14 protein-coding genes and 3 tRNA genes are annotated in these 15,879 nt (G+C 58.8%); 3 read left to right on the top strand and 14 right to left on the bottom strand.

Annotated elements, in window-relative coordinates; all coding sequences use genetic code 11:
- Window positions 1–4: 4 nt before the first annotated feature.
- The 12 genes from rplL to XW59_RS09930 form a co-directional block, all read right to left on the bottom strand.
- Window positions 5–385, bottom strand: coding sequence for a 50S ribosomal protein L7/L12 (rplL, locus tag XW59_RS09985; RefSeq protein WP_047144794.1), 381 nt, complete (start codon window positions 383–385; stop codon window positions 5–7).
- 53 nt (window positions 386–438) lie between these two features.
- Window positions 439–957: a 50S ribosomal protein L10 gene (gene rplJ / locus XW59_RS09980; RefSeq protein WP_047144793.1), complete on the bottom strand. Its 519-nt coding sequence runs from the start codon at window positions 955–957 to the stop codon at window positions 439–441.
- A gap of 361 nt (window positions 958–1,318) precedes the next feature.
- Window positions 1,319–2,017: a 50S ribosomal protein L1 gene (rplA, locus tag XW59_RS09975; RefSeq protein ID WP_047144792.1), complete on the bottom strand. Its 699-nt coding sequence runs from the start codon at window positions 2,015–2,017 to the stop codon at window positions 1,319–1,321.
- A gap of 4 nt (window positions 2,018–2,021) precedes the next feature.
- The gene (gene rplK / locus XW59_RS09970; RefSeq protein WP_047144791.1) at window positions 2,022–2,450 is read right to left on the bottom strand and encodes a 50S ribosomal protein L11; all 429 of its coding nucleotides are present in this window, start codon (window positions 2,448–2,450) and stop codon (window positions 2,022–2,024) included.
- A gap of 167 nt (window positions 2,451–2,617) precedes the next feature.
- Window positions 2,618–3,157, bottom strand: coding sequence for a transcription termination/antitermination protein NusG (gene nusG, locus XW59_RS09965; protein WP_047144790.1), 540 nt, complete (start codon window positions 3,155–3,157; stop codon window positions 2,618–2,620).
- 28 nt (window positions 3,158–3,185) lie between these two features.
- Complete coding sequence (gene secE / locus XW59_RS09960; protein WP_047144789.1) at window positions 3,186–3,389, bottom strand: preprotein translocase subunit SecE; 204 nt, start codon at window positions 3,387–3,389, stop codon at window positions 3,186–3,188.
- 236 nt (window positions 3,390–3,625) lie between these two features.
- Window positions 3,626–3,701, bottom strand: a tRNA-Trp gene (locus XW59_RS09955).
- A 387-nt stretch (window positions 3,702–4,088) separates the two neighbouring features.
- The gene (gene tuf, locus XW59_RS09950; RefSeq protein ID WP_047144787.1) at window positions 4,089–5,264 is read right to left on the bottom strand and encodes an elongation factor Tu; all 1,176 of its coding nucleotides are present in this window, start codon (window positions 5,262–5,264) and stop codon (window positions 4,089–4,091) included.
- Between the two features lie 191 nt (window positions 5,265–5,455).
- The gene (locus tag XW59_RS09945; protein ID WP_206077699.1) at window positions 5,456–6,382 is read right to left on the bottom strand and encodes a tripartite tricarboxylate transporter substrate binding protein; all 927 of its coding nucleotides are present in this window, start codon (window positions 6,380–6,382) and stop codon (window positions 5,456–5,458) included.
- Between the two features lie 322 nt (window positions 6,383–6,704).
- Complete coding sequence (locus XW59_RS09940; protein WP_082137505.1) at window positions 6,705–7,481, bottom strand: glycosyltransferase family 25 protein; 777 nt, start codon at window positions 7,479–7,481, stop codon at window positions 6,705–6,707.
- Window positions 7,482–7,623: 142 nt separating this feature from the next.
- Window positions 7,624–7,697, bottom strand: a tRNA-Gly gene (locus XW59_RS09935).
- 21 nt (window positions 7,698–7,718) lie between these two features.
- A tRNA-Tyr gene (locus XW59_RS09930) sits at window positions 7,719–7,803 on the bottom strand.
- Window positions 7,804–8,004: 201 nt separating this feature from the next.
- Here XW59_RS09930 and XW59_RS09925 point away from each other — a divergent pair.
- Window positions 8,005–8,871, top strand: a complete 867-nt coding sequence (locus XW59_RS09925; RefSeq protein WP_047144786.1) for an RNA methyltransferase — start codon at window positions 8,005–8,007, stop codon at window positions 8,869–8,871.
- Window positions 8,872–8,874: 3 nt separating this feature from the next.
- Here XW59_RS09925 and XW59_RS29325 read toward each other — a convergent pair whose 3' ends face one another.
- Window positions 8,875–9,042, bottom strand: coding sequence for a hypothetical protein (locus XW59_RS29325; RefSeq protein WP_170990122.1), 168 nt, complete (start codon window positions 9,040–9,042; stop codon window positions 8,875–8,877).
- Between the two features lie 609 nt (window positions 9,043–9,651).
- Here XW59_RS29325 and XW59_RS09920 point away from each other — a divergent pair.
- Together XW59_RS09920 and XW59_RS09915 are read left to right on the top strand one after the other, a co-directional pair.
- Window positions 9,652–13,290, top strand: a complete 3,639-nt coding sequence (locus XW59_RS09920; RefSeq protein ID WP_170990121.1) for a glycosyltransferase — start codon at window positions 9,652–9,654, stop codon at window positions 13,288–13,290.
- Window positions 13,287–14,195, top strand: a complete 909-nt coding sequence (locus tag XW59_RS09915; RefSeq protein ID WP_047144784.1) for an NAD-dependent epimerase/dehydratase family protein — start codon at window positions 13,287–13,289, stop codon at window positions 14,193–14,195. The genes XW59_RS09920 and XW59_RS09915 overlap by 4 nt, the downstream gene beginning before the upstream one ends.
- Window positions 14,196–14,848: 653 nt before the next feature.
- Here XW59_RS09915 and XW59_RS09910 read toward each other — a convergent pair.
- The gene (locus XW59_RS09910) at window positions 14,849–15,706 is read right to left on the bottom strand and encodes a rhamnan synthesis F family protein (RefSeq protein WP_047144783.1); all 858 of its coding nucleotides are present in this window, start codon (window positions 15,704–15,706) and stop codon (window positions 14,849–14,851) included.
- Window positions 15,707–15,879: the final 173 nt, after the last annotated feature.

The following is a 15,879-nucleotide window of genomic DNA, read 5'->3' as shown; positions in this document are numbered from 1 at the left end:
GTCGTTACTTCAGGTCGACCTTGGCACCAGCGCCTTCGAGCTGAGCCTTGATCTTCTCGGCTTCGTCCTTCGACACGCCTTCCTTGACCGGCTTCGGAGCGCCTTCGACCAGGTCCTTGGCTTCCTTGAGGCCGAGACCGGTGATCGCGCGCACTTCCTTGATCACGTTGATCTTCTGGGCGCCGGCATCCGTCAGGACGACGTCGAACTCGGTCTTCTCTTCCACGGCTTCGGCAGCAGCGCCGGCACCGCCGGCGGCAGCGGCGACAGCCACCGGAGCGGCGGCGGAGACGCCCCACTTCTCCTCGAGGAGCTTCGAGAGCTCGGCCGCCTCGAGGACGGTCAGGCTCGACAGGTCTTCAACGATCTTTGCGAGATCAGCCATTTTTCATTTCCTTCAAAAGTTCGAACAAGTGTTGATGACAGCGAGGAACGGCCTCATGCCGCCTCGTCCTTCCGGGCATAGGCGCCGAAAACGCGGGCAAGCTGGCCTGCCGGTGCGTTGACGACTGCGGCGATCCTGGTTGCCGGCGTCTGAATCATGCCGACGATCTTGGCGCGAAGCTCGTCCAACGATGGCATGGTGGCGAGTGCCTTCACACCATCGGCGTCGAGCGCGGTTGCTCCCATTGCGCCGCCGAGAATGACGAGCTTGTCATTCGCCTTGGCGAACTCGGAAGCGACCTTCGGTGCCGCGACCGGATCGTCCGAATAGGCGATCAGGGTCTGTCCCTTGAACAGATCCTTCATCCCTTCGGATTCCGTACCCTGAAGAGCGATGATGGCGAGACGGTTCTTCGCGACTTTGACGGTGCCGCCCGCTGCGCGCATTTTCGACCGAAGGTCGTTCATGTTCGCGACGGTAAGCCCGGCATAGTGGGCCACGACGACTGAACCAGTGCCATTGAACACTTCATTCAGGCCCGTGACGAATTCGCGCTTTTCCGCTCTATCCACTGCCTATCTCCAGTTGACGACCATCCCGTTGCAGCGGATGGCCATCCATTGCCTTTTGCCGTGCGGGGGCACCCTTGCAAGGGATCGCCCGAACGACGCTCGAGGATCCTGTCCCCTTTCGCCACAACGGCATCGGCCGATGCGCGACAAAAGGCAAACACGGTTCGAACTTCCTCTGGAGCTCTCGCTCCTTTGTCCGTTCTCACCCGTCTCATGCAGGCCCATTCGAATTAAGGTCGGGTTTCCCCGGGGGCCGCCTGCAATCTCGGACAGGATGACCGGAAGTTTCCTTCCGGCATCCGGACCCCGATGGACGAGGCCCGGAATTCTTGAAGCGGCGCGCCCGCGCCGCCTGCGGCTATCAAGCCGAAAGTGTCGCCGGGTCGAGCTTGAGGCCCGGACCCATGGTCGAGGAAAGAGCAACGCGCTTGACGTAGTTGCCCTTGGCGCCGGACGGCTTCGCCTTCACCACGGCATCGGCGAAAGCCTTGACGTTCTCCTCGAGCGCCTTGACGTCGAAGGAAGCCTTGCCGACGCCGGCATGCACGATGCCCGCCTTCTCGACGCGGAACTCGACCGCACCGCCCTTGGACGCCTTGACGGCGGCGGCGACGTCGGCCGTAACCGTGCCGACCTTCGGGTTCGGCATCATGCCGCGCGGGCCGAGCACCTTGCCGAGGCGGCCGACGAGCGGCATCATGTCCGGCGTGGCGATGCAGCGGTCGAAATTGATCTCGCCCTTCTGCACGATCTCCACCAGGTCCTCGGCACCGACGATGTCGGCACCCGCGGCCTTGGCCTCTTCGGCCTTGGCGTCGCGGGCGAACACCGCCACGCGCACGTTGCGACCCGTGCCGTTCGGCAGGTTGACCACGCCGCGGACCATCTGGTCGGCATGACGCGGGTCGACGCCGAGATTCATCGCGACCTCGATGGTCTCGTCGAACTTGGCGGTCGCGCGCTCCTTCAGGAGCTTGATGGCCTCGCCGAGGTCATAGTGCTTGTTCGGGTCGATGCCCTCGCGCGACTTGGTGACGCGCTTTGCAATCTTCTTCGCCATCGTCTCAGCCCACCACTTCCAGGCCCATGGAGCGAGCGGAGCCTTCCACCATGCGCATGGCGGCTTCCACGTCGTTCGCGTTGAGGTCCTTCATCTTCGCTTCGGCGATCTCGCGCACCTTGTCGCGGCTGATCTTGCCGATGGTCGACTTGCCCGGCTCCTTCGAGCCCGACTTCAGATTGGCCGCCTTCTTCAGGAAATAGCTCACCGGCGGCGTCTTCATCGCGAAGGTGAACGACTTGTCCTGATAGTAGGTGATCACGACGGGGATGGGCTGACCCTTCTCCATCTCCTGCGTCTGGGCGTTGAACGCCTTGCAGAATTCCATGATGTTGATGCCGCGCTGACCAAGCGCAGGACCGATCGGGGGCGACGGCGTGGCCGAACCCGCGGGGACCTGGAGCTTGAGCTGGCCTGCAACTTTCTTAGCCATTACTCGTCTGCCTCTGTTTCAAGCCGGAAGCCTTCCGGCGGTTGCAGTTCGGTGGTGCGGAGTTCGGACGGCCGGCTAAGCCGCCTCTCCTTCCACCAGTCACGCGCCGTCACCCTCCGGAGCCGGCGCGACCCGCCCGATCTTCTCGACCTTGCGGGATTTCCCGGTCAGCCCTTCTCGACCTGACCGAATTCGAGATCGACAGGCACCGCGCGCCCGAAGATCGAAACTTCCACCTTGAGCCGCGAACGCTCCTCGTCGACTTCCTGAACGAAGCCGTTGAAGGAGGCGAAGGGGCCGTCGGAGACCCTGACCTGTTCGCCGACCTCGAAGGTGACGGAGGGCTTCGGCCGCTCGACGCCTTCCTGGACCTGATGGAGGATCTGCTGCGCCTCCTTCTCCGAAATGTGCATCGGCTTGGCCGTATGGCGGTCCTCGCCGAGGAAGCCGGTCACGCGCGGCGTGTTCTTGACGAGGCTGATGACCGGATCGGTCAGCTCGGCCTTGAGAAGGACATAGCCGGGGAAGAACTTGCGCTCGGCATCCACCTTCTTGCCGCGACGGATCTCGACAACCTTCTCGGTCGGAACGACAATCTGCTCGATCTTGTCGCTCAGGCCCTTCTGTTTCGCCTTGTTTTCAATGTCTTCGGCGACCTTCTTCTCAAAATTCGAATAGGCGTGGACGATGTACCACCGAGCAGTCATGATGCGAATTCTCCGTTGACCGGCTTTGTTATCGTCCGATGCCGAGAATCAGCTCGACGCCGAACGCCATGAGCTGACCAGAGGCGAAGAAGAAGATCGAGGCCAGGAACGCGAACACCAGGACCATGACCGTCGAGATCACCGTCTCGCGACGCGACGGCCAGGTGACTTTCGCCGTCTCGGCCCGCACCTGCTGCAGGAAAACAAAAGGATTCGTGGTCTTTGCCGCCATTTGCCGCTCTCATTCATGGCCCATCGGATGGGCGAGATTCCCTGTCCTCACGGACACGCCGGAAACTTCCGGCGCCCAACGTCTGCGAATCACCGGCTGAGTTTTAGCCATGCAATTCGGGCGCGTAAAGCTAGTTTCCCAGCCCCACGCACCGCGCGTCTGTCGCCCTTACATAAATCCGATTCCCGGGAGATGCAAGTGTCTTGATGCGCTTTCACGACCGCTTCGGACGAAGCTGGCAGGGGCAGAGGGGCTCGAACCCCCGACCTGCGGTTTTGGAGACCGCCGCTCTACCAACTGAGCTATACCCCTTCGCTGGACGCCCCTCTAGGCAAAAAACCGACCGGACGCAAGTGCTTTGCGCCGCGCCTCGTCGTCTTCCGGCGATTTATTCGCATGTGGCGCCGGCGCAAGCCGACACGGAACCTCTCGGCGGCTTCGAAGAAGGGCGGCGGCATCCGAGCTCGCTCGTTGCCGAATATGGAAGGACGCCGAACCGCGTCGCCGCAAGACCGGAACCGTCGCAGGAGCCGCATCGCGAATCGCTGAACCGGGCCGCCATGCGCGGCTTCGATCGGATCGATGGACCTCGCCGGAAACGCATCGGCGGCCTTCCGGCCGCAAAAGAAAACCGGTGCGAGCCTCTTCGGCCCGCACCGGTCTCATCATGTCGTCATGTCGTCGATCGTTTGGCTTCGATCACTCGGTGATCGAAGCAACGATGCCTGCACCGACGGTGCGGCCGCCTTCGCGGATGGCGAAGCGCAGCTTCTCTTCCATCGCGATCGGCACGATCAGCTCGACGTCGACCGTCACGTTGTCGCCCGGCATCACCATCTCCGTGCCTTCCGGCAGCGTCACGATGCCCGTCACGTCGGTGGTGCGGAAGTAGAACTGCGGACGGTAGTTGGTGAAGAACGGCGTGTGGCGTCCGCCCTCCTCCTTCGTCAGGATGTAGGCCTCCGCCTTGAACTTCTTGTGCGGCTTCACCGAACCCGGCTTGCACAGAACCTGCCCGCGCTCGACGCCCTCGCGGTCGACGCCGCGCAGAAGCGCGCCGATGTTGTCGCCGGCCTGGCCCTGGTCCAGAAGCTTGCGGAACATCTCAACGCCCGTCACCGTCGTCGACGTCGTGTCGCGGATGCCGACGATCTCCACCGTCTCGCCCACCTTCACGATGCCGCGCTCCACACGGCCCGTCACCACCGTGCCGCGGCCCGAGATCGAGAACACGTCCTCGATCGGCATCAGGAACGGCTGATCGATCGGACGCTCCGGCGTCGGAATGTAGGCGTCGACCTCGGCCATCAGCTTGCGCACCGCGTCCTCGCCGATCTCCTTGTTGGAATCCTCGAGCGCCGCAAGCGCCGAACCCTTGACGATCGGAATGTCGTCGCCCGGGAACTCGTAGGACGACAGAAGCTCGCGAACCTCGAGCTCGACGAGCTCCAGAAGCTCCGCGTCGTCGACCTGGTCGACCTTGTTCAAAAACACCACGATCGCGGGAACGCCGACCTGGCGGGCAAGCAGGATGTGCTCGCGCGTCTGCGGCATCGGGCCGTCGGCCGCCGAAACCACCAGGATCGCGCCGTCCATCTGCGCCGCACCCGTGATCATGTTCTTCACATAGTCCGCGTGCCCAGGGCAGTCCACATGCGCGTAGTGACGGTTCTCCGTCTCGTACTCGACATGCGCCGTCGAGATCGTGATGCCGCGCGCCTTCTCCTCAGGCGCAGCGTCAATCTGGTCATACGCCTTGAACTCGCCGAAATACTTCGTGATCGCCGCCGTCAGCGACGTCTTGCCATGGTCAACGTGACCAATCGTGCCAATGTTCACATGCGGCTTAGTACGCTCAAATTTACCCTTGGCCATTGTAACTTCCCTTTGGCGAGGTGGATGAGTTTGGACTTCAGATTGCGGGCGATTAACGACTGACGCCGCAAAAGACAAGTGTTTTGTCTGTCATATAGGGAGCGGCCGGCTTTGAGGCGAACCCGCGGTGCCGGTTTCGCCGCGAGGAGAGCAAAGGCTCGCGCCCCGCGGGACCGTCCGGGCGTGCGGCCTCAATCGACGCTTGCACCCGAAGCCTTCACCACCTCGCCCCACTTCGCGGTTTCGCTTTCGATGAAGGCCGCGAATTCTTCCGGCGTCTCGGGATGCGGTAGCGCTCCCTGCTCTTCGAACTGCGCTTCTATTTCGGGATCGTTCAAGGTCTGCACGATCGCCGCGTTCAGCTTCTCCAGGATCGGCTCGGGCGTGCCCGCGGGCGCGAACAGGCCGAACCACGACGACGCTTCGTAGTCCGGGTAACCGGCTTCGGCGACCGTCGGCACGTCCGGCAGCGCGGCGCTCCTCGTATTGGAGGTCACCGCCAGCGGCACGAGCGCGCCGGTTCGGACATGCTGAACCGCCGAGGGGAAATTGTCGAACATGACCGCGACCTCGTTGCCCATCAATCCGGTCAGCGCCTGCGCGCTCCCGCTGTAGGGGACGTGCTCCATATCGATGCCGGCCTGAGCCTTGAACAGCTCGGCGGAGAGGTGGATCGACGTGCCGTTGCCGGAAGAAGCGTAGAACACATCGTCCGGGTTCTCCCGGGCATGCTCCACGAGTTCGCCGACGGTCGCAAACGGCTGTTCGGGATTGGCCACGACCAGGTTCGGCACCATGGCCACGCGCGAGAGCGGCGCGAAATCCGCCACATGGTCGAACGGCATGTTCGTATAGAGGCTGGCGTTGATCGCGTGGGTCCCGACGGTGCCCATCAGCAGAGTGTAGCCGTCCGGTTCGGCATTGGCGGCATGGCCGCTTCCGATGTTGCCGCCCGCGCCGGCCCGGTTTTCGATGATGACGTTCTGGCCGAGCTGCCTCGCCAGCGATTGGCCGACGATCCGCGCCAGGATATCCGTGGTCCCGCCCGCCGGAAACGGAACCACCATCGTGATGACCCTATGAGGATAATTCTCATCGGCGACGGCGGCTGCCGGCATGAAAATGGCGGCACCGAGAGCCGCCGCGAACATGGAAGAAAGAACAAAGCCGCTTCTAATGCTTATGCGTACCGATTCCTTGCCGAGTGTTCCGCCGCGCACCAATGAAATCCTCCCGTTCCTTGATCGTCATTTTCCGAAACCCGCCTCCCCTTCGCATCAAAGCCGCGCGGTCAACGCAGTGTCAAGAAGGAGGACTGGCGACGGTCCCGAACGGTGAGCCTTGGAGCACACAACGGCCGGGCTCGAAAGGAAAAAGATGACGGGCGGAATGCTCGGCCGGCAGTAAACGCCTGGAGCGGGTAGCGGCCCCACAATCGCGTTAGGAAAACGGCACGCGTCCCCATCGGCGCTTGGTCGCACAATTTATCCATAGTCCAACTGCACCTGAGCCCGTTCGCCTTACAATCCGCTTTAGCTCGCGTACAATACGTGAGCCCAGCGGTGGTCGCTCATATGAGCCCTGCCGCTCCGCCTCAATCGTGCTCACGACACCTGATTGGATACAGAGCGCGGGAAGCAACTGGTATATGACCAGCTTCGAAAAAACACCGTGCGAAGGATTGAAAAGTAGGTGGTCTATAGGAACTGAAATTATTTTCATTTCATCGAGAAGTCGCTGCGCCGCATCTCGAGATACGACGTATCCAGCAGCTAAAATATGTCCACTGCAAAGCCGTGCTACACTAAACCGGGAATCTCGACAGGAAATAGGCTGGTCCGTGAGGACCTTCTTGCGGTGTGTCTCGATTTTCACGACATCCGCATCTTCAGGGATCCAACCATCGGAATTTAGCAGCATTCTGGCATCTTGGGCGAAGATAACGTCGTCCTCGAAAATGGCCGCGTATTCATCCGCACCTACAGCAATAAGTTCCAAACAACGCTTGTGACTTAGAAAGCAGCCGATCTCGGACGCAGTAAGCGGCGCGGCCCAGGGTCGCTGTTCGGACATCAGTTCATAAAGCCGTTCTGGCGCGAAAGATCGTCCATCGACGGCAGGCACCCGCGTAAATTCCAGCCCAATCCGTTCAAACTCTGCAGTCATACGCAAAAGACGATCGTCCGAACGATCGAGATTGATGAGATAGCATCTCATCCCCCGCCCCTATCTTAACAAGCCCCAAGAGCCTGTTAGGGGAGCAGTGATCAGCCGTCAATTGTCGCTATCTTTCATTTCCGGGCGAAAAGAAGATAGTCGCCAGCGCCCGACCTAAATCGAAGTGAAAGAAACAAACGTCTGGAGCGGGTAGCGGGAATCGAACCCGCATATTCAGCTTGGAAGGCTGCTGCTCTACCATTGAGCTATACCCGCTTTCCTGGCTCCGATGCGCAGTGGTGGAGGGGGTTGGATTCGAACCAACGTAGGCATAGCCAACGGATTTACAGTCCGTCCCCTTTAACCACTCGGGCACCCCTCCGTACTGCGCCGGAGCCATGCTGCGAGGCAATGCGGGATCGACGTTGAGTGGCTTTCTTGCCGCCGCCGAAAATCCGCGAGCGCCTTATGGCGGCAAGGGCAAAGCGTGTCAACCACGCATGGACGCAATTTGCGGGTAATTTCGACTTCGCCGCCGTTCCTCCCGTATCCACGGCGATCATACCCGTCTATAGAGGCGGCCATGAGCAAGGAAAACAAGCCCGGCACGCCCAAGGACAGCCATTATGCCCGCCTGCGCCGCGCGCATCGCGACCAGAAGGGAGTGCGCAGCGCGCCCGTTCCCGGCAAGCAGCCGCGCAGGCCCGCGATCGCCGGTGATCCGCCGGCCGACGGCCTGGTGAGGCTGTACGGCCTGCACACTGTCCGCGCCGTGCTCGACAATCCGAGACGCAGCATCCGCCGGATGCTGGTCACGCGCAACGCGCTCGCCCGGCTGGACCTCGCCGAGCCGCTCTCCCTGCCCTTCCCGGCGGAAATCGTCGAGCCGCGCGACATCGACCGCATCACCGGTTCCGAAGCCGTGCACCAGGGCGTGCTCGTCGAGGCCGAACCGCTCAAGCCGAAGCCGCTTTCCGCGCTCGGCGACACCTCGCTGATTCTCGTCCTCGACCAGGTGACCGACCCGCACAATGTCGGCGCGATCATGCGCTCCGCCGTCGCCTTCGGCGCGGGGGCGCTCGTCACCACCGCCCGCCACAGCCCGTCGGAAACGGGCGTGCTCGCCAAATCCGCCTCCGGCGCGCTGGAGCACATCGACCATATCGAGGTGCGCAACCTTGCGAGCGCGCTCGAGGAATTGAACGCGGCGGGCTTCCAGACCGTTGGCCTCGATTCGGCGGGCCCGGCGGAGCTGGAGGAGACTTTCTCGGGCGCGCGCGTCGCGCTCGTGCTCGGGGCCGAGGGCAAGGGCCTGCGCCAGAAGACGCGCGAGACCGTCGACGCGCTTGCCCGTCTCGACATGCCGGGTGCGATCCACTCGCTCAACGTCTCCAACGCCGCGGCAGTCGCGCTCTACGCCGCGCGGGCCTATCTGAAATCCGCCGGCTGAGCGTCAGCCCATTCCGGTTGCGTGATGCAGATAGAAGGCGAGCGCCACGAAACCGACGGCAAAGGCGATGCCGTTCCAGTCGAGGCCGGACGACCGCGCGGCGCGGACAATCTGAAACGCCACGAAGGCGAGCAGCACCAGCAGCGGGACGATCACGACAAGTCGCAGCATGGCGGCTCCTCCTTGTTTCCACGAGCCGTGGGATAGATGGGGTGCCGGCGACCGCGATTTAAGGGCCTTTAAGGGGCCGCGCCTGACGCACGCCGGAAATCGCGCCGGACGATGTGAGAAACGCCCCATGGGCGGAAAAGGCGACGACCGAACCCGTGCTGTCATAAAATCTACAACGGACCCGGTGAAAATTTCACGGTTGCGGGCGGCATGCGGCTCGCCAAGTCGCGCCCCGGAGATTCGTGGCCGGCTCGGCGGTAGCGCTGCGGTCGTCGCGCATTGCGGGGGCACACATGATTCGTCGCGCTTTCCTTCTCGAAAGGCGCATTTTCGCAAGGCAATGCCGGCAGCCGCTTCATGCGTCGGGCAGCACCGGCGCCGTCTTTCGTGCGCCTGTTCTTCGCGTTGGGCCAACGGCAGCGCGCATTCCCGACCATGCGGGGCACATGCCCCTCCTGGCAATGTGACCCCGCACGCGATGCGTCCGTTGACACCCACATTAAAGTTGGTATCTCCGCCGAACGATCAGCCAAGCTCCCCGCATTCGCCGAGGGACGCAAGCAATTCACCAGTCAATTTACTCGACCTACGGCGAAATTGGGGAATCGAATGAACGGACGCATAAGATCGCGCGTGCAACGCTTGGTGCGAGCACGTCGACTTATCTATGATTTGCCCGCTGTATGGGCCATCAAGCGCAGCGACCTGCATGACAGCGCCTGGTATCTCGCCAACAATCCCGACGTGAGGGCAGCGGGAATCAACACAGCGTTACACTATCTCCGCCATGGAGCTTCCGAAGGCAGGGAACCTGGTCCGTTTTTCTCCGGGTCTGATTATCTTGCTAGAAATCCGGATGTGAAATCAGCGGGGATAAACCCACTGGTCCATTATCTGAGACACGGCCGCCACGAGGACAGAAAGTATGGGCCGGTTCGCGCACTGGCTCAACATGCCCCCGTGCTGGAAAGAACGTTGAACGAGGTGCGTGTCCCGGCTTGGCTTTCCGAGCAGCAATCGTACATCGACAGCCACAGGCGCTACACAAAATGGAACTCGGATCTGGAAAACCAGTTCCTAGGTGAAATCCAGCGCCATTACGCGCAGGAAAAGGATCGATATGATGCCGTCCTGGCGTCAATCGTGATGCCGACCTACAATCGCGCGGAAACGATCAGCAGAGCCATCGATTCAATCATCCGGCAGACCCATGGCAATTGGCAGTTGATCATCATCGATGATGGCAGCACCGACCATACGCGCACGGTTCTTGATCCATATCTTTCCGATCCTCGAATTAGCTACATCAAGCAAGCCAACTCCGGCGTGTCGTCCGCTCGTAACGCCGGCCTCGATGCGGCTCAGGGTCAGTTCGTTTTCTATCTGGATAGCGACAATATCTGGTATGAAAATCACCTGCGATCGCTGATCGTATACATGGAGAAGGCGGGTCTAAAGACGGCCTATTGTGGCCTTAGGTGCATGGGAGACCAAGGAGAAAGGTTTTTCCGGGGCACGGATTTCCTGTGGGAAGCCTGCCACAAGCTCAATTACATAGATTTGAACTGTTTTGCTCACCGAAATTTCCGTCATCGGAACTTTCGGTTCGACACTCAATTGAAACGCCTCGTTGATTGGGAGTTCATACTGAACCTAACCAAGTTCAACCGTACCGCTTATGCTCCTTTTCTGGGTGTTGAATATTATGACGGCGGGAATGGCGCACGCATTACTCACACACAACACGTCAACGGCGACCTTCCGAAGCTGATGGAGGCAATCCGAAATCGACATGTCGTTGATGAGAAGCAACTTGTCCTCATACGAGAGATACATCAGCCGCAACATTCCCTTCAACGTCTACTCGATACCACCAATGGCGGCATCCCCAACCCGCCACGCATCGGCTATGTCGTTTGGGATTGGCCGGCAATGTCGCAAACATTCGTGATCAATGAGGTGCGGTGGCTCGTCGAGCATGGCATTGACGTCAAGGTCTATTATCATGTCGCTCCAGACAAGTCGTTTTCCCTGGACTTTGCGGTCGACCAGTATCAAGTGAAGGATGCGAACGAGCTTTCAGCCTTGCTGAGGCAGCATCAGCGCACCGCCTTGCATTCTCCATTCGCTTATCCTGCCACCACGCTGTTGACCTGGCCGGCAGCGGAAGCTGTCGACATTCCGTTCACGTTCATGCCTGGCGGCGTCGATATTTCTCATCACACCAACCGTAAGCGCAACAGGATCGCCGAGGTAACCGCATCAGCAAATTGCGCCGGCGTCATCACGCTCGGCTCATACCATCGCGATTTCCTGATTTCCTCGGGTGTTCCCTCGAATAAGATCGTGATGGAGCGTCAAGCAGTCGGTCTTCCTGAATTCAAGCCGCGGCCGAGGACGACGAACACGCCCCTGAACATCGTCTCGGTCGGGCGCTTCGTGGAAAAAAAGGGCTTCAAATATCTGATCGACGCCGCCCCATACATAAAGGACGCGGTCGTCACGATCTACGGCTATGGACCGGAGGAACAGTCGCTCGCGCGCCAAATCGAACAGCTTGGCACCAGCAACATCAAATTGGAGCGCGGCCCATCCACGATCGGCGAACTCCATGAGATCTACCATTCAGCCGATTTGTTTGTTCTCCCATGTGTACAGGCCGAAAACGGCGATCTCGACGGGTTGCCAACGGTGTTGCTGGAAGCAATGGCCGCAGGCGTGCCGGTTCTGAGCTCGAAAATAGCCAACATTCCCGATTTGGTCATAGACGGAGTAACTGGCCATCTCGCCGATCCGGAAAGTCCTCTGGCCATAGCGGAGGCAATCGAGCGCTTCCGGCAAACCCCAGATCAACGTCTCGCGCAACTGATCGAGGACGCGAACCAAAAAGCGCGCTCCTATGCAAGCGTAGATCAAACCATGGCAACGCTGCTCGACTGCCTAAGCAAGCGCCCAATACATATATTCCTTGTAACGTACGACAATGAAAAATATAGAAATATAGTCGAAACATCAGAAATAATAAATAGAATATATAAATTTACATCCATGCCATTTAGACTAACTATTGTTGACAACAATAGTGATGATTCATTTAAAAAATCGATAAAAAATCAACTTTCGTCGAAAAAAAATTCTACATTTATAGAACTTCCGGAAAACATATTCTGCGGACCAGCATCGAATATCGCGCTTGATCGGTGTGAGTCCGAATATGCGATCTATATCTGCAGCAAAGAAGGCTTCATCCTGAAACATGGATGGGAGCGAGAAATTGTACGGGCAATGGATCGACACCCCAATGCAGCGATGGGGGGACATCTCCTCCCCTTGGCGAAGCATGCAACTGGCGAGCAGATCCAGAGCTACCCATCCTTCGGCTCTTGGCGCAACAAGGAATATGCGCAAAACAACCCCGATAAGCTCATAAATCACGTTCAGGGCGGTTTCTACATATTGAGACGCCGAGCATTTGTTGATGTTGGCGGATTTAATGAGCTCGTGCCACAGGACGGAATGGACGTCGAATACAGCTATTACCTGCTGAGCTGTGGATATGAACTCCTTGATCTGCCGATGGTAGCGTCCGTGAGCAACAAGACCCTCCCCAGGGCACTGAGTCTGGTCGACGAAAACACGATCTTTGTTCATCCAAGCACACATGCCCAGGTGAGCAACTTCGATCGTATCTCCTCGCGCCAGACGATGCATTGCGGCTGCTGTGGCTGGCAAGGGACCTCATTTACCCGAAACAACGCCCGGTCTGACGAGGATATTTGCCCCAACTGCGCCAGCACAGGCTTCGGGCGCACGGTATGGCGCACGTTGAGCTATTCCGGTCGCCTGCAAACAAGACCGGACGCGGTTGTGTTGTCGGAGGATGCGGGGCTTGTGAGAGCCTTGAAGACAATATGCCGGCGTGTGGAAAGGCTCACTCCCGACAAATCGTCGCTTTCATCCGTCGTGGCCAATTTTCATGAACATTCATCGCCTCCCCCTTTGCTCGTGATCGATAACATGGAGGGCATCATTGATTATCTCGATGCGGTCGACCAAATGGTCGCTGCAGGATCAAATGTCCTCATTCGCTTGATTCCTGACGAACAGCGCTCATCGCTTTCTGACCTGGCACTCAGACCGGACGTCACCATCGTAAAGTACACAAGCTCGACCGGCGCATATGATTGGGCTCCCGTCGCCAATCTCAACAACGATCTTAAATGCGGTCAGAAAACGGTGAATGGATGAGAGCTTTGATAATCGGCGGCACCGGCTTTATCGGGTCGGCGCTACGAGACGAGCTACTCGCTCGCGGCATTTCCACCTCTACCATCGCGCGCTCGGTCAACACGATAGCACATAAAAACCTGAGGCACATTTCATCGAGTTTGGAGAACTTCAGTCTCATTCGCGAGGAAATTTCCAAGGCTGATGTCGTATTTCATCTGGCGCATACAAATACGCCAGCATCCGCTGAACACAATTGGAACCGAGACATTAGTGACAACTTGCTGCCACTTACCGAGATTATCAAGGCCTGCGCTCAGAGGGGGAGCAAGCTCATTTTCGCTTCGTCGGGGGGCACTGTCTACGGAAAACCGACGCAAATACCCACACCGGAATTTGCACCAACGAATCCGATCGGGGTATATGGGCTGACAAAGCTCATGAGCGAGAATGCGTTACGATTTGGGCATGTTCGATCCGGCATCCCTACCTCCATACTTCGTATCGCTAATCCTTTTGGCCCGGCGCAAACAGGCGAAAAGGGCCAGGGGGTGATAGGACGTTTCTTGCGATCTGCTATTGACCGTATGCCGTTTGAAATATGGGGGGATGGGTCGATAGTTCGAGATTATGTGTATATCGATGACGTTGTATCCGCCTTGCTCCTCGCAGCAGATAAATGCAGTTCATTTCACATCTACAACGTCGGCAGCGGCGTCGGGCGTAGCCTAATCGATATCGTGGATTCTATTGAGCGCGTTGTCGGCACAACGCTTGGTCGAACTTTTTCTGAGCAGCGCCAACTTGATGTTCCTGTCAGCATTTTGGATATTGCCAAAATACAGGAAGAAATTGGATGGAAGCCGGACTTGGACTTTGAATCCCACCTTCGTCTGACGTTCGATGGCCTGACCGCTCGGCACTAAAATTAGCTTTGTTGCTGCTCGCAAATAGGCCTTAAGGTGGCCACCTTCGGGTTGAGCAGCTGAATTACGACAACAGCGGGGTGCGCAGGGGACAAGGGCGGCCTCGCGACGGCATTGTCGGAGACATAGGCTGGTCGCGCGACGGCACGGCTCTAGCCGGAGCGGCTAGCGCCTCCCCTGCGTGGCGTAGATCCAAGAAAATTCGTCTATGGGGACCGCATCCTTCCTTTGCGCTAGCGCCGCCCGCTTCGGTTCGATGGTTCTTCCTTCGTGGCGGCCATACCGAAGGTAATGGAGCACTGGATTGAAGCCAGCAGCTTTCACGTCCGGATTGCGCGCAAGATAGCCAGCTCCTGAAAAGAATGGGCCGGGCTCCCTTCCTTCTAGAGCACCGTGTAGAAGGTAGTGCCAGACTGGGCTGATCCCCGCTGCCTTAACATCGGGATTGTTGGCGAGATACCAACGGCCATCGAACAGATCACTGGCCCTAATGGCCCAATAATTTCGCAAAAGTGAAGCGAGCCGTGCCGGCCGCGCCACAAGTCGCAGATGAGACGTCGAACGTCCGATCATGTAATCCCCCGCCGCCGCTGGTGTGCGTCGAATCTGTTGCCTAGCTGATTGGGTCGAAAGCGCCGAATAGCACCTTGGTGTTACGTGTCAATGTCAACGCGTTCCAAGGAGACTTGCGTTGATTTTATGTCTCGCATGATCTGGCTTATTGCGCGCCGAGATGGTTTGGGGTCGAGCTTTTGAATGGCGCCACGAGGACTTAAGACGAGCGTCGCGACCGTGCCTCGAGCCAGCCGTGGGAGAAGGCCAAAGACGCGTTCCAATGCATGCGCGAACTCGCCGTCACCTCTCGTGGCGCCCCGTTCGAACTTTTCTGCGATTTCCGATGCTTTAGGAAGCGGCTTGAATATTTCTGACCGCGCCCAAAACATTGTACCGGCGAAAAAGCCCCAATCGGTTTCAATGTCGGTCTTGAGCCACGTCGAGTTGATGAGTTCGACATCGGACGCGTTCTGCTTCATCGCTTGGTGTGCCGACAGATAGACAGAATCGGCGCCCAGCAAATGCACGCTGGGGTTATCGCGGAGAAAGGTCACATTTTCAGAGAACCGCGCTCCGTCGCCCAAGGCGGCGGTAAGCAACTGGTCTTTCCAGACATTGCCTATCTCGCCATCGCCGCGCTTGGTGTGGAGCTTGCAAACGATACGACCATTGAAAAGCTGAAAGTGCTCTAAAGCCTTCAGGAACGGATAAATGTCCATTCCCTTATTCTCAATCTTGAGAAAGTGAGCCACCGCCGGAAGAGCTTCTAGGGCGTCTATCGTCTTCTGAGCCAGCGGCGACGAGTGCGTGACATACAGGTCGAATTTCAATGTCGTGTTCGAAAGAGCTGCAACGATCTCATCGACCGCATCCTCGTAATATATGTGAAATAGAACTGCCACCTTCTCCCTTCGGAGCAACTTCCGAATGGCGCCCGCTATAGCCCCTAACGGCATCTCTCTTCCTCAATGCAGCTAATCTAGCGCTGCCTTTTCCGTGGCCTGTCCGGCAATGTCAATCGTTAGGAAATCCACACTGCACCGATGGGTATTTATGTGGATTGAGCTACTCGCTCCTGGCGGCCAGTGAATCGCGATGAACCCATCCGCCCTTTAGACATTGCTTCCGA

Source organism: Aquamicrobium sp. LC103 (assembly GCF_001014615.2).
GTDB lineage: Bacteria > Pseudomonadota > Alphaproteobacteria > Rhizobiales > Rhizobiaceae > LBCQ02.
This window is presented reverse-complemented; position numbering and strand designations above follow the sequence as displayed.